Source organism: Spirosoma sp. KCTC 42546 (assembly GCF_006965485.1).
Classification (GTDB): Bacteria; Bacteroidota; Bacteroidia; order Cytophagales; family Spirosomataceae; genus Spirosoma.
Genome location: NZ_CP041360.1, coordinates 1,571,992 through 1,586,271 on the forward strand (window position 1 = coordinate 1,571,992; position 14,280 = coordinate 1,586,271).

A 14,280-nucleotide genomic window follows, 5' to 3' on the forward strand; every position below is an offset into this window, starting at 1 on the left:
CAGAGTACTCAGAGAATTAGAGAAAACCTTTGTGCGCTTTGTTAATCCTCCGTTCCTCTGTGTTTAAGCAAAAAATAGACGATGCTCGACTTTCTACGACAAAACGCCGATAAACTACTGGAGCAGACGTTAACGCACATTGGGCTGACGTTCGTCTCGCTGCTACTGGCGCTGCTGATTGGCGTACCACTGGGTATTCTGATTTCAAGACGAACCAAATTGGCAAGCAGTGTGCTGGGGGTAGCTGGTGTCTTACAAACGGTGCCGAGCATCGCTCTATTAGGCTTCCTGATTCCATTGTTGGGGATTGGCGTTGGTCCCGCTCTGGTGGCTCTTTTTTTGTATGCGCTATTGCCCATTATTCGGAATACGTATGTCGGCATTACGGAGGTTAGCCTTTTGGTGAAAGAAGCGGCTAAGGGTGTTGGTATGACGGATAATCAGATTTTGACCAAAGTGGAATTGCCACTTGCGCTGCCGGTTATTTTTGCGGGTGTTCGTACCGCAACGGTCATCAATGTGGGCGTAGCAACGCTGGCGGCCTACGTAGCGGCTGGCGGACTGGGCGAGTTTATTTTCAGTGGAATTGCGCTGAGCAACGTAAATATGATGCTGGCGGGTGCTATTCCGGCTGCCTTACTGGCGGTTGGATTCGATTTTGGGCTGGCCCGATTACAGCATCTGTCGGTCAAAAAACTTCGTGTGGGTGCAGCCGCTTTTGTGATTTTGGTGCCGTTTCTGTCAGCTTTTTATTTGCTGCCGGGCCGAAACGATAAATTAATTGCAGGCTTTGCCCACGAGTTTTATGGTCGCGCTGATGGCTATCCCGGTTTGCAGAAAACCTATGGCCTTCAACTTCGTCCTCGGTTAATTGATCAGAATTTAATGTACGAGGCTATTCACCAAAGCCAGGTGGACATCATCAGCGGTTATTCGACAGATGGCCGGATAAAAGCCTTCGATTTACTGGTTCTGGCTGACAATCGACATGCGTTTCCGCCCTACGGTGCCGCTCCGGTTGTTCGGCAGGTTGCATTGGATCGCTATCCCGAACTTGGACCAACACTGAATAAACTGGCTGGCAAGCTAACGGATTCGGTAATGACGGCCCTGAACTATCAGGCAGATTATAAAAAAGAAGCGCCCGAAGCCATAGCTCATGAATTTCTGAAGCAAGCCGGTTTGTACACTACACCGAAACCGGGTGAACGAACCGAAACCGTAGTGATGGGATCGAAGGTATTTACGGAACAGTATATTCTGGCTGAGATTTACCGGCAATTAATTGAAGGGCAAACACAGTTAAGAGTCGTTACGAAAACAGGTCTTGGTGGTACACAAATCTGCTTCGATGCGCTGCGTACGGGAGCCATTGATTTTTACCCTGAATACACGGGCACCGGTTTGCTGGTTGTTTTACAACCGTCTGCCGCTACTTTGCAACATCTGCCTATGCAGTCAGATTCGGTGTATCAATTTGTGCGGCAGCAGTTTCAGGAGAAGTATAAATTAGATTGGTTGAAGCCGTTAGGTTTTAACAACAGTTATTGCCTGATGATGCGAAGGGAACAGTCAAAGCAATTAGGCATTCAGTCGATTGATGATTTGGTGAAGTATCTGGGTGAAAAGTAAAGTTAGTACAGTGAACGTTGAAAAATTAATGCAAGAGACCTTTGTTCGACCCCTACAGGGTCGTATGTTTATAGCTCAACACATTTCTATAAACATACGACCCTGTAGGGGTCGAACTAGAATGTAAAGAACTTTCCAACAGAAAATTAACGCCGATAAATTATGAAATCAAGAAGCCTATTTTCGCAACTGAAGCGTGCAAGTACAGAATTGACGAAGTTTTTGCGTGATGTAAGGCGGGGCATACTAAAAGCTGATATCGTGTAGATAATTGCAGTCCTGATTGATTTAATGCAAAACGATGAATGTGCCATCTCATAAGCCTCTGAGTACAGATTATCTGGAAAGCGTAAAAAAGCAGTTTCTCTATTACAAACTGCTTGGTGAAAAGACCATGGCCCAGGTGCCCGATGATGCTCTTTTCTGGCAGTACAATCCAGACAGTAATAGCATTGCGCTCATTGTAAAGCACCTATGGGGTAATATGCTCTCTCGTTGGACCGATTTCTTAACAACAGATGGCGAAAAAGAATGGCGGAGTCGTGATGCTGAGTTTGAGAATGACATTTCGACAAGAGCTGAATTACTGGCCAGATGGAATGCCGGGTGGACTTGTTTATTGGCGGCTATTGATTCACTAACCGATGAGGACTTACAGAAAGAAATCTTCATTCGAAATATGGGTCATTCTGTACTAGAGGCTATTAATCGGCAATTGGCCCACTATCCATATCATGTTGGTCAGATTGTTTTTATCGGGAAGATGATTTGTGGGGAAAAGTGGCACTCGCTTTCCATTCCGCGTGGAAATTCAGTCGATTATAATGCGGACAAATTCGCTCAACCGAAACGTAAAGAGCATTTCACGGATGAGTTCATGCGCTAACCGTTGTTGACTATCAGGAGTTTTAAGACGCTACAACATATTACTCCAATGGAGTTGAATAAAGGCTGATATTGCGTAGACCAATTAGATAGAAAAAAATGGCAATAAAGATCAGCAAACCGTACTTGATTAGCTGGCTAGCTATTCCTGTACTCAGTCTGATCGGCCTGTTATTCCGCCAACATACGGTAGACGTTCAGCTTTATGATACCTATTATGTAATAGGGAATACGCACGTTGCTCTAGCTGGATCAGTAGTATTGCTAGTAATTGGAGCAGGGTATTGGCTGATTGACTGGCAGAGTAAAACGCCTAATTCGCTGCTTGTCGTGTTACATCTTTTATTGACAATAGGCGTATTGGTACTGTCCGTTTTACCTGCATTTGGTGGCGATAATCTGATCCCTTCTGATTGGCTTGTTTGGTTGCTACTTACGTTCGTTTTAGCGCAATTTATTTATTTGATAAACATCGTTGCTGCTTGGATACGAGGGTAAGGGACTATACCTAGCCCGCCAGCAACGTCAGCCATGCGTCTTTTACCTTATTTTCAGTAAGCAATTGTTTTGCTCTGAGGTGGAGCAAATCAGGTAAATACTGGCACCCCTTACGGGCTTCATCAAATAAGTCGTTCAGGATGCCCGATGCCCGGTACGCATTTACTTTCTCCGTTGTAGGCAGGCTGACGCAACTGCCTAATTTCCCCAGATCGTTACCCGTTAAAATAGCACTGTTACGAATAGCCGATGGAATTTGGTCTATCCCCATTCCCATTTGTGGCCGTCCAACAGCGAACAGCGCATCGACGTTTGCCCGACTGTACCAGTCACCACCGAGCCGCCCAACCAGATCAACACTAGCCTGGTCAATACCGCCGTTGGCGTTGAAAATAGACTCCTGAAAATGAGCCATCACAACTTCGCAGATTACTAAATGACCCGTTCCGGGTGTGTCTATACCATTATCCGACTGACTATTCGTATTGATAATCTGCCGCACTACACACTCATACGAAGCCGGTGATTCTGCCACTCTCGGCGGGCGAACCCGCTCGGAAGGAACGGCTGTAAATCCGGCTTTTTCAAACTCGTTGACACCCCGTTCAAACTCGGCACTGGCCAGCGAAGCCTGCTCAACCATTGGGTAATTGACCACGTTGATAACCACTTCACCCACTTCCTCCAGGTTGAGTAGTGTGTGCTTTTTGTGTCCATGTCGGTTTATCGTTGGGGCGAAAATCAGCGTGGGTGGGTTATAGCTGAACATATTGAAAAAACTGAATGGACTCAGGTTGACATTGCCCTCAGAGTCGATCGTACTGGCAAACGCAATCGGGCGCGGGCCAATGGTGCTAATCATGTAGCGATAAAACTCGTTGGGTTTTAAGTCGGCAGGATTAATAGTTATCATGAATAAATCGTTCCGGTTACGTCGCCCAAATCTACGCGAGCGCCATTTAAAAAGCCCCAGCCTTTCAAAGTAATTGTGTCGCCATTGGCAAGAAACGTTCGGCTGGTGGTTTCTGATAGATGTAGAGGCCGTTCGCCATTCCAGCTTAGTTCAAGCAGGGAACCATAGCTACCGGGTGTATTTCCAGAGATTGTGCCGGTGGCTAGCACATCGCCAATGTTGAGGTTACAGCCGCCAACGGTGTGATGCGCAATCATCTGGGCGAAACTCCAGTACAAATAGTGTGAGTTGGAACGACAGATACAGATTTTCTCACCATCGGCAGGGTGTAGCCAAACTTCCAGATCGAGCGTAAAATGTTTTGAATCAGATGTTTGCAAGTAAGGTAGGGGGACTGGCTCTTGTATAGGGCCATCCACACGAAACGGTTCCAGTTCATCGAACGGCAACACCCAGGCAGATAAGCTCGATGCAAAATTTTTGCCCAGAAATGGTCCCAGTGGCTGGTACTCCCAGCGTTGAATATCCCGCGCCGACCAATCGTTAAACAGCGCAATTCCGAAAATATAGTCTTCGGCTTCATCTATCGAAATCGACTCGCCAAGTGGATTACTTTTACCAATAATTAGCCCTAACTCAAGTTCAAAATCCAGGGCTTCCGATGGTCCGAATACAGGTGTACCTGCCCGCAAAAATTGCCCGTTTGGTCGGCGGATGGGTGTGCCTGACACAACGATGGAGGAAGCCCGACCGTGATAAGCTACGGGCATGTGTTTGTAGTTGGGCAGAAGTGGATCGGCTTGCGGGCGGAACATGCGCCCTACGTTTTCGGCATGATGAATGCCTGCATAAAAGTCCGTATAGTCGCCAATGCGTACGGGTATGTGCATTTGCGCGCGGGTTTCAGGGATGAAAACCTGCTCATGAACATCAGCAAAGACTACAGCCTCATTCTCCAGCAACTCGTTCAAACGTTGATGTATGCCCTTGTGCACTGGCTTGCCAAGTGCGATAAAGTCGTTTAGAACTGGTTGCGCAAATACAGCGGGATCAATCTTGAGGTCATCGAAATAGCCTAACAGACTCACTACTTCGAGGTCAAGAATGTAGTGGCCGTGCTTAAATCCGACGCGGGGATTGGAAATGCCGTAACTGAAAATGCCGTACATGATTAGTATAGTGAAGAATGAAGAGTGTAGAGTGATGAATAAAAATTTGCACAAATTATTCATCACTCTACACTCTTCATTCTTCACTTATATTACTGTAAATAGAATCCATAATGCGCACGAAATGTTGGTAGTCATCGTCGCTTAAATCGCCCCAACCTTTGCGTCGCATGGCCGATACAACAGGTAGTACCTCATGGTATTTGGCTTCTCCGGCTTCGGTCAGATAGACCAGAAACTTTCGTCGATCCGTATCCGCCATGCGCCGTTCAGTTAACCCTTTCTGACTCAGCAGGTCGATAATACGCGTTACCGTCGGTGCATCTTTGGTTGTCATTTCCGAAATCGTATTCTGACTGATTCCCGGATTTCGGTAGAGATGATCGATCACAACCCACTGATCAACGGTCAGATCAAAACCGGCATCAGTGAACTGCTTTTGAAGGGCATTTCTAATTTTCTTGATTGTAGTGTCAATCTTAAAGAAATAAGCACGCGTATCGGATGGATGCGTCATTTAGGAAAGTCATTTGGTGTCATTCGTTGTCAAACGTGGTCGTACATCGCTTTTACAAAAAAGACAACGCTTTACAGTTTTATCCTGCGAAGCTAATGACTATCTGGTTAACTGACCAATAATCCTTCCAAGGTGGCCTCGATTTCAGGAATCGAGTGAAATAGTTGCTCATACGACTCAATCACGAAATACTGCTTCTGGAAATGGTCGATGATATAGGGCGTTTTAAGAAGCGTTTCCACTGAATACGGAACCCGCTTTGGTTCGGGGCTGAATAAGCTGTAGCTCGTTTCACCTACCGATGATAAGATGCCTCCGCCATAAATTCGGAGCTGATTGCCCTCCCGAATAAGCCCAAATTCAACGGTATACCAGTACAGCCGCGAGATCATGGTAATGGCTTCTTCACTCTCAATATGGCGCAGGGCAATTTGACTCAAAGCTTCCAGGAAATCACAAAACGCCTGATTCGACAGCATGGGCACATGCCCGAACGTATCATGGAACATATCGGGCTCCGGCAGATACTCCAACTGGTCGTGCCGACGTAACCAGGTGGTAGCCGGGAAATTCCGATTGGCCATCAGTTCGAAAAACACCCGGTTCGGAATCAGGCCCTCCACCGCACACACTCGCCAGCCCGTCAGTTGCTGTAAACGTGGATTTAAATCCCGCTCAAAGTCAGGAATACGGTCGGCCCGAAAACCCGTCGCCGAAATGCCATCCAGATAAGCCTGACTAGCCTTACCCGGCAACTGCGCCATCTGCCGTTCGAACAGCAACCGCCACACGGTTTGCTCGTTGGGGGTGTATGTAGAATAGGTCTGGTTCATAGTGTAAAGCGTGAAGTAAGTGTAGTAGGTGTAGTAGGTGTAGTAGGTGTAGTGAGTTGATTTGACCTATTCCACTTACTAAACCTACTGCACTATTTACTGGTCACAATGTCCCCCGCAACGCTTGCTCACGTTCGATGGCTTCGAATAGGGCTTTGAAATTGCCTTTGCCGAATGACCTGGCTCCTTTGCGCTGGATGATTTCGAAAAACAGCGTGGGGCGTGGGCAGATCGGTTTTGTGAAAATCTGAAGCAAATAGCCCTCATCGTCGCGGTCGGCCAGGATGCCGAGGGGGCGTAGGGTGGCTATTTCTTCGTCAATCTGACCGATTCGTTCGGCCAGATTATCGTAGTAAGCGTCGGGTACGGTCAGGAACTCAACCCCCCGGTCGCGAAGGGCCAGTACGGTTTCCACAATGTTGTCGGTAGCCACGGCGATATGCTGAATACCGGGGCCACCATAAAAATCCAGATACTCCTCAATCTGCGATTTCTTTTTACCCTCGGCCGGTTCGTTGATCGGGAATTTCACCCGCCCGTTGCCATTGCTCATCACCTTGCTCATGAGGGCCGTGTAATCGGTCGAGATGTCCTTATCATCGAACGAAACGAGCTGCTGAAATCCCATCACATCGTGGTAAAAAGACATCCAATGATTCATTTCATGCCAGCCTACATTGCCCACCATATGATCGACGTATTTCAGGCCAGCATCGGCTGGTTGATAAGCTGGGCTCCAGGGTTCGTAACCCGGTAGAAATACGCCGTTATAATCATTTCGTTCCACAAACACGTGAAGCGTATCGCCATAGGCATGAATACCCGACCGAATCACATAACCGTGTTCATCCTGGCAGCGAGTGGGTTCCATATAGACATTCGCTCCCCGGCGTACGGTTTCATCGAATGCTTTGATGGCATCATCTACCCATAAGGCAACGATCCGAACGCCATCGCCATGTTTATCGATATGGCGGCCCATTTCACTATCACCGTATAGGGGCGACGTGAGGACAATACGAATCTTGCCCTGTTGTACTACGTAGGATTCGCGGTCGCGGACACCCGTGGCCAAACCAGCGTGAGCCACGGGCTGAAAGCCGAATGCCGTCTGGAAATAATGCGCTGCCTGCCGGGCATTGCCCACATATAGCTCAATGTAATCCGTGCCGTTCAGGGGAAGGAAGTCCTCTGTTGTTTTTGGTTCTAAAAGATCTAGTGTTTCCATGTTGTTTGTTGATATTTTATCTCGTAGCCGTCCAGGCTACTCCAGCCACGACTTATAATACGTTCCATCATCAAGCTTGAGGGCCTGTTCCGTTACCATCAATGGTCGAAAGGTGTCTACCATAACCGCGTATTCCTGCGTTTCTTTCTTACCAATGCTGCGCTCCATAGCACCCGGTGCCGGACCGTGCGGAATGCCACCGGGATGCAGCGTAATATGGCCCTGAGCAATGTCATTGCGGCTCATAAAATCACCGTCTACGTAATAAATGACCTCGTCGGAGTCGATGTTCGAGTGGTTATAGGGGGCAGGAATAGCCTGCGGATGATAGTCGTATAAACGAGGTACAAACGAGCAGATCACGAAGGAATCGGTTTGAAACGTCTGATGAACCGGTGGCGGCTGATGGACTCGACCCGTAATAGGCTCGAAGTTGAAGATGGAGAAGCCGTACGGATAATTGTACCCGTCCCAACCGACAACATCGAATGGATGCGACGCATAGACAAGCGAGTGCAACGACCCTTGTTTCTTTATTTTTATCAGAAAATCGCCAGTTTCGTCGTGGGTTTCCAAGTCGCGCGGGCGGATAATATCCCGTTCGCAGAAGGGCGAATGTTCGAGTAATTGGCCGAACTGGTTTCGGTAACGTTTGGGCGTGTAAATCGGCGAATGCGACTCTACGTACAATAACCTGTTGTCGTCTGTATCGAAGTCGATTTGGTAAATCACTCCGCGGGGAATAACCAGATAATCGCCATACTGAAAAGGAATTGTACCGAATAGCGTCTGTAACCTTCCTGATCCACGATGCACAAACAGCAGTTCGTCGGCATCGGCGTTTTTATAGAAATAAGCCGTTAGCGATTGACGGGGGGCAGCCAGCCCAAAAACCAAATCGTTGTTCACCAATAAGGGCACCCGACTGTCTAAAAAATCATCTGCAGGTGCGATGTTAAACCCGATCAGCTTGCGCGCCAGCATATTCTTCTGAACAGCTAGTTTGGGAGCAACATCTACACTTTCTAACACCTCGCGCACCATTGTTGGGCGATGAACATGATACAACAATGACGACATACCCTCAAAACCAATTGTTCCGAACAACTGCTCGTAGTAAAACGGCTCGCTGGTATTGCCAGCGGCTGGTCTGGCAAATTGGGTATGCCGTTTGGGTGGAATCTGGCCGAGAGTATGATAGAAAGGCATCTTATTATTTTAATTGCTAAGACAACTATTGTTTCACGTACAATTATAACGACAACTGCTTGAAATAGTATAATGTTTAGAAAATATTTTATTAAAAGGTGTTGGTATAGATAAAATGTGATCAACTTAGTTTTGAATAGCAGAGGCCAAGCCTTTTTTCTAATTTTGGCCGGGCAATTGGCCACAGACTAGCAGGCTCTAAAAGGTCTTGCCAGTATTATTCCTAGATAACTGAAGAAATGCAACCTACGCTTTTGATTCTGGCTGCCGGTATGGGTAGCCGATATGGTGGTATCAAACAACTCGACCAGTTTGGGCCAAATGGAGAAACGATTATAGATTATTCCCTTTTCGACGCGATCCGGGCTGGCTTCGGCAAGGTTGTGTTTATTATCCGGGAAGAACTTCGACAGGATTTCGAAGAAGTTTTTGGTGAAAAGTTAGCTGGTAAACTAGAGGTCGATTACGCAATCCAGGCACTCAATTCCTATGTTCCGGCTGAGTTGGGCGCGGTGAATCGTACCAAACCCTGGGGTACGGGTCATGCCATGCTATGCGCTAAAAATCACACGAGTACCCCTTTCGCAGTTATCAATGCCGATGACTTTTATGGTCTGGAAGCCTTCCAATTGATCAGCAACTTTCTGACAACCGATACCGATGATCAGCTTCATGCCATGGTGGGTTATGAAGTGAAAAATACGCTTTCGGAGAATGGCTCGGTATCGCGGGGTGTTTGTGAAGTGGCTGAAAACGGAAATTTGATTTCGGTTATCGAGCGAACCAAAATTTACGAGCAAGAGACGAATGGCAAAAAGATTGTCTTTGAGGAAGGCGAGACCCTGACCCCTCTATCGCCCGATACGCCTGTTTCCATGAACTTCTGGGGCTTTAAACCAACGGTGTTTCCGTTAGTACTGCATCAGTTTGAAAGTTACGCCATCGCCAATATCGACTCACCCAAGGCGGAGTTCTATATTCCAACGGTAATGACCAATCTCATTGAAACCGATACGGGCCATTGTAAAGTATTCCGCAGCCGCTCGGAATGGTTTGGTGTCACCTATCCAGATGATAAACCAACCGTTCAGGCCGCATTGAAGCAACTGCACGATGATGGCGCTTATCCAGAGAAACTTTGGTAATGGTATTGATGGCTTGATGGCGCAAGGTTCCAGCCTTGTGTCTACTATTTCCCGGCCTCTGGCTGGTTATAAATAGTACTGAATTCGGCCAGAGGCCGATGAATAGTAAGCACAAGGCTGGAACCTTGCGCTATCGAGCAAAAACGCAGCAGGCCGCTTTGTCAATCTGACAAAGCGGCCTGCTGCGTTACAATTTATGGGTTGTATGTTTTCCGGATGGAATTATTTCTTCGTTACCCGGACCGCAATCCGGCGATTTTCGGCTCGTCCGGCTTCTGTATCGTTTGATGCTACAGGATGCTCTGGCCCATACCCTTCAGCCGCGAGCCGTGACGTATCGATCCCCAGGTGAACCAGTTCGGTCATAACAGCATCGGCCCGTTCCTGCGAGAGTTTCTTGTTAATCGCAGCACTGCCGGTATTGTCGGTATAGCCACCAAGCTTGATATTTACTTCCGGGAACGCTTTCAGAATCTCGGCGATATTCTTTACCTCTTCTTTCGAAGAGGGCTTCAGACTTGCTTTGCCAGTTTCGAACAGTAAGCGACCAAAGTTGAACCAGGTTGTTTTGTCAACCGGCTTGCTCTTATCTTCAATGAATTGCACAAGTTGATTTTCAATGCCATTCTCCGGAATATTCAGTTCAATTCCGGAAGGCAGTTTACGCTTGAAGAATGCACCCAGTTTGGCGGTTACATCGATTGCAGCATTGCCTGCTGAGTCGACAGCGGCCCCAATAGTACTTCCCGCCGAATCGGCAATGGTGCTCATATCTGATACCGTGCTATCGACTGTAGCTGTAACGCTCTCTGCTGCGTTTGTAGCGGTTTCTTTTTCTTTGCCACACCCGCGTAATATGTAGAACAGAGCAGCCGCACCCAATAGCAGGAGTAGCCAGGGTAACCAGCGATTGCCACCCCCCGATGAGCTAGTGTCATCTTCAGAATATATAGGAGCCGTTGGTCGGACTATGCGTGGAGCGGGCTCATTCATCGCAGACGCTAAATTGCTGGCTTTACCGGTTAGGCTGCCCAGTATGCCCAGACCTGGAATGCTGCCTAATAGAGTACCTAATCCTGATGGAAGCGCCGATTGAACGTTTGCTGACTGACTGCTTAGCAGACCTGCCAGTCCCGAAATCCCCGTACCATCGTCAGCTAACTTTTTACCCAGAACGCTAAGAAGAACAGGGGCTGCGATGTTCATCAACGATGCTGCTGATGATAATTTAAGCCCGCTGTATGAAGCAAGAGAACTGGCAATCGTGCTTGCTTTATCGCCAAATAAACTTTTGATAATGCTGGCACCCATCGTCAGGAGGCTGCTGGATTCATGGCTATTGGTCAGCAAATTGCTCAGTTGTCCTGAAATACCTCCTATTGGTGTAATTACATCGCCCGCTGCCCGATTGGGTGACATCACTTCACCGACCAGATCCATAATTGAACTTGTGCCACCTGGTTCCGACGCTTTTTGAATTAAACTTCCCAGCATAGTGGGTAAGGCACCATCAAGAGCTTTTTGCGTATTCGGCTGGTTTTCACCAAGCATGGTACTAATCTGGCTCACGACACTGTCGCTGAGGTAGCCCTTTGTTAAATCTAGCAGATTTACAGCCATGGGAATAGGTAAGTTTGAAAGGTTAATAGCAAAGCTATTTGGAAAGCTCTGCTGCTTTTAATAGACAATCGCCGGGTAGGAGCTTCCTCTTATCAGCGACAACGGGTTAGACGAGCTACACATTTTTGGTCACCGTTAGTAGTAAAAATTTTACTAAGCCTGTTGAGATGTATGTTTTGAATTATGCTGTAGACAAAAAATCCCCGCTGTCGTTTAGAGCTAAACAAACAGCGGGGATGATCACTTGAGCAAGCATTCGATAGAACGCTTTGGGTACTTATACCAACTCAACTGGTCCGTTCTGGAAATTTCTCAACAATTCGCTCGGCTTCTTTCTGCAATTGGGCGGTAATTCGGGCTGGATCGCCTACGGCATTTTGTACCGAGCCACGCCAGACTAGTTTACGTGTACGGGCATCGACCATATCGACAACCAGCGTACCAGCCTGATACTGTTGCTGGGTATATTGTGTACCGCCCCAGCCCCACCAACCCGGTCCCCAGCCTCGGTATCCCCAACGGCCCCAACCTAAATAGGGCCCATAAACAGGTGAAGGTGTTGCCACCGTTTGCGTTTTATTCTCGACAAAAAAATGGTAGCCGATGAGCAAATCGGGATTGTTTACATTTTCACTTAGACCTTTCTGCTGTAAAACACCAGCCATTGTATTTTCGACATTTTCAGTGGCTAACTGATTGTAATACAATGGATTTTGTCCAGCTTTTACATCGCTGTCCATCCAGGTGAATGTTTTGTATTTGCTGAAATCAGTTCGACTACTACTGTCAACGGCGACACGGGGCGAACAACCGTAAATCGCGGTTAGCAGACCAAAAAGCATCATTAATCGTTTCATAACGTCATTTAGTTGAGTTTACTCTACTAAACGAATAGAACTATGAAAGGTTTGCTTTTGGGCGCTAAAAGGTCTACTGAAGAACGGGGTGTTTTTTGTTCCATTCTGTTGCGTCCTGATATAGTTTTGCAACCGCCAATACTTTCCCTTCTTCAAATAACTGGCCCATAAAGGTAATGCTGGTAGGCAAATTCTGCTTTGTAAATCCATTGGGTAATACAACACAGGGATGGCCCGTGAGGTTTGTTAATGTAAGGTTGCCGCCCGCGTAAGCCGGAGATACATACACATCGATCTTGGCGGCTTTAAGTTGGGCGGCCATCTCATTGATGAGTTTGGTACGAGCGCGGTTCGCCTGAATGTACTCGACTGCCGGAACGAAACGAGCCGACCGGAACGAGTTTGGCCAGGCCCCTTTTCCCTGTCTCACCATCAGATCATCCTTACCCGAACGGGTTAATTCATCGAAGGAAGCAGCGGCTTCAACCGTCAGCAGAAACGAAATCCGACCGGCGGGAACACTCGTTGGCAAATCAAACGGCACCAGTTCGGCACCTAACGTGCGCAGGGTTTGAAGGGTGAGTGAATCGTTGGCCCGATTGGGATAATTGCTTTCAAAGGCTTTTTTGACATAACCAATACGCGTTCCTTTCAACGTTGTTAGAGGGGCATAGCGGAACGGAGCCGCCATAACGGTTGGGTCATTGCCATCGGGCCCGTAGATGGCGTTGAACACCAGTGCGCAATCCTCAACTGAGCGGGTTATCGGTCCAATTTTATCCATGCTCCAGCTCAACGCCATTGCTCCGTGCCGACTCACCCGCCCGAAGGTTGGGCGAAGACCCGTTGTGCCGCAAACTGTGGAAGGCGAGACGATAGAACCGAGTGTTTCGGTACCGATGGCAAAGGGTAGTAAACCCGCCGATACACTCGATGCTGAACCCGCCGATGAGCCGCTGGAACCATTGGCTGTATTCCAGGGATTGCGCGTCATGCCGCCGTACCAGACATCGCCCATCGCTAAGGCACCGAGTGTCATTTTGCCACACAAGACAGCGCCTGCTTGTTCGAGTCGTTGAATGACGGTTGCGTCGAGACCCAGTGTCTGGTCTTTATAAGGCATGGCACCCCAGGTTGTTTTATAGCCTTTTTTAGCCAGCAAATCTTTCGCACCGTAAGGTATACCATGCAATGGTCCCCGGTATTTTCCGGCTTTCAATTCATCGTCGGCGCGCTTGGCCTGACTTAGGGCTAAGTCTTCGGTTAAGGTAATAACACAGTGTAGTTTGGGGTCATACGTTTTGAGCCGATTAAGGAAAAACTGTGTGAGTTCGACCGATGAAATCTGTTTCGTTCGGATCAACTGGCCCAACTGTCCAACCGTATAATACGCCAGCTCGTCGCGATTTTTGGGAAGTGTAACCTGCCCCGCGAGGGATGCCTTAAACGACGACGGACCAGTAGGCATAACGAAGCCTGCCGGAAGTGGATTGAAATACAACGCCGGAGCCACATCGTTAGGTAAGTCGATTTTGCGCAACGCTTCATAGTTCTGGCGGGCGTTGTTTAAATTACCCAGCATGGAATCACGCTCGGCGGGCGTAAACTCCAGGTCGAATACGTGGGCTGCCACCTCAACCATTTCGGAGGTTAGAGGCTTTTTGGGGTCGTCGTTGGTAATGAATGCACCGAACAGAAAGCTGCCGATGCAGCAGCTAAAGAGGAGTAAGCGTTGTTTCATTAAGTAGGCTTATTGATGAGTGTTCCCCCAAAT

The 14,280-nt window shown here is 47.9% G+C and carries 13 protein-coding genes; 4 read left to right on the top strand and 9 right to left on the bottom strand.

All coding sequences use genetic code 11. The features are described from left to right. Nucleotides 1-81 precede the first annotated feature (81 nt). From EXU85_RS06345 to EXU85_RS06355, 3 genes are all read left to right on the top strand, one after another. Nucleotides 82-1,632, top strand: coding sequence for an ABC transporter permease/substrate-binding protein (locus EXU85_RS06345; RefSeq protein WP_142771266.1), 1,551 nt, complete (start codon nt 82-84; stop codon nt 1,630-1,632). Nucleotides 1,633-1,933: 301 nt separating this feature from the next. Continuing rightward, entirely contained in the window at nt 1,934-2,518 is a 585-nt protein-coding gene (locus tag EXU85_RS06350; protein ID WP_371731989.1) for a DUF1572 domain-containing protein, read from the top strand. A 98-nt stretch (nt 2,519-2,616) separates the two neighbouring features. After that, a complete protein-coding gene (locus EXU85_RS06355) occupies nt 2,617-3,015 on the top strand; it encodes a hypothetical protein (protein WP_142771267.1) in 399 nt (132 codons plus the stop codon). A gap of 10 nt (nt 3,016-3,025) precedes the next feature. On the opposite strand, the gene EXU85_RS06360 is transcribed toward EXU85_RS06355, so the two are convergent. The 6 genes from EXU85_RS06360 to EXU85_RS06385 form a co-directional block, all read right to left on the bottom strand. Further along, complete coding sequence (locus EXU85_RS06360; protein ID WP_142771268.1) at nt 3,026-3,928, bottom strand: flavin reductase family protein; 903 nt, start codon at nt 3,926-3,928, stop codon at nt 3,026-3,028. Then, complete coding sequence (fahA, locus tag EXU85_RS06365; RefSeq protein ID WP_246859448.1) at nt 3,925-5,097, bottom strand: fumarylacetoacetase; 1,173 nt, start codon at nt 5,095-5,097, stop codon at nt 3,925-3,927. The genes EXU85_RS06360 and fahA overlap by 4 nt, the downstream gene beginning before the upstream one ends. 76 nt (nt 5,098-5,173) lie before the next feature. Then, nucleotides 5,174-5,614 carry a MarR family winged helix-turn-helix transcriptional regulator gene (locus tag EXU85_RS06370; RefSeq protein WP_142771270.1) on the bottom strand — a complete coding sequence of 147 codons (441 nt, stop codon included), beginning with the start codon at nt 5,612-5,614 and terminating at the stop codon, nt 5,174-5,176. A 107-nt stretch (nt 5,615-5,721) separates the two neighbouring features. Continuing rightward, the gene (gene phhA, locus EXU85_RS06375) at nt 5,722-6,447 is read right to left on the bottom strand and encodes a phenylalanine 4-monooxygenase (protein WP_142771271.1); all 726 of its coding nucleotides are present in this window, start codon (nt 6,445-6,447) and stop codon (nt 5,722-5,724) included. 103 nt (nt 6,448-6,550) lie between these two features. Continuing rightward, the gene (hppD, locus tag EXU85_RS06380) at nt 6,551-7,675 is read right to left on the bottom strand and encodes a 4-hydroxyphenylpyruvate dioxygenase (protein WP_142771272.1); all 1,125 of its coding nucleotides are present in this window, start codon (nt 7,673-7,675) and stop codon (nt 6,551-6,553) included. Nucleotides 7,676-7,711: 36 nt separating this feature from the next. Continuing rightward, a complete protein-coding gene (locus EXU85_RS06385) occupies nt 7,712-8,884 on the bottom strand; it encodes a homogentisate 1,2-dioxygenase (RefSeq protein WP_142771273.1) in 1,173 nt (390 codons plus the stop codon). Between the two features lie 239 nt (nt 8,885-9,123). Between EXU85_RS06385 and EXU85_RS06390 the strand changes: the two genes are divergently transcribed. Beyond that, the gene (locus tag EXU85_RS06390) at nt 9,124-10,029 is read left to right on the top strand and encodes a sugar phosphate nucleotidyltransferase (protein ID WP_142771274.1); all 906 of its coding nucleotides are present in this window, start codon (nt 9,124-9,126) and stop codon (nt 10,027-10,029) included. Between the two features lie 222 nt (nt 10,030-10,251). Here EXU85_RS06390 and EXU85_RS06395 read toward each other — a convergent pair whose 3' ends face one another. The 3 genes from EXU85_RS06395 to EXU85_RS06405 all read right to left on the bottom strand — a co-directional run bounded on the left by EXU85_RS06395 (nt 10,252) and on the right by EXU85_RS06405 (nt 14,247). Further along, on the bottom strand, nt 10,252-11,649 hold the full coding sequence (locus EXU85_RS06395) for an OmpA family protein (protein ID WP_210422447.1): 1,398 nt from the start codon (nt 11,647-11,649) through the stop codon (nt 10,252-10,254). A 287-nt stretch (nt 11,650-11,936) separates the two neighbouring features. Next, nucleotides 11,937-12,506 carry a DUF4136 domain-containing protein gene (locus tag EXU85_RS06400; RefSeq protein ID WP_142771275.1) on the bottom strand — a complete coding sequence of 190 codons (570 nt, stop codon included), beginning with the start codon at nt 12,504-12,506 and terminating at the stop codon, nt 11,937-11,939. Nucleotides 12,507-12,579: 73 nt separating this feature from the next. Next, the gene (locus EXU85_RS06405; protein WP_142771276.1) at nt 12,580-14,247 is read right to left on the bottom strand and encodes an amidase; all 1,668 of its coding nucleotides are present in this window, start codon (nt 14,245-14,247) and stop codon (nt 12,580-12,582) included. Nucleotides 14,248-14,280: the final 33 nt, after the last annotated feature.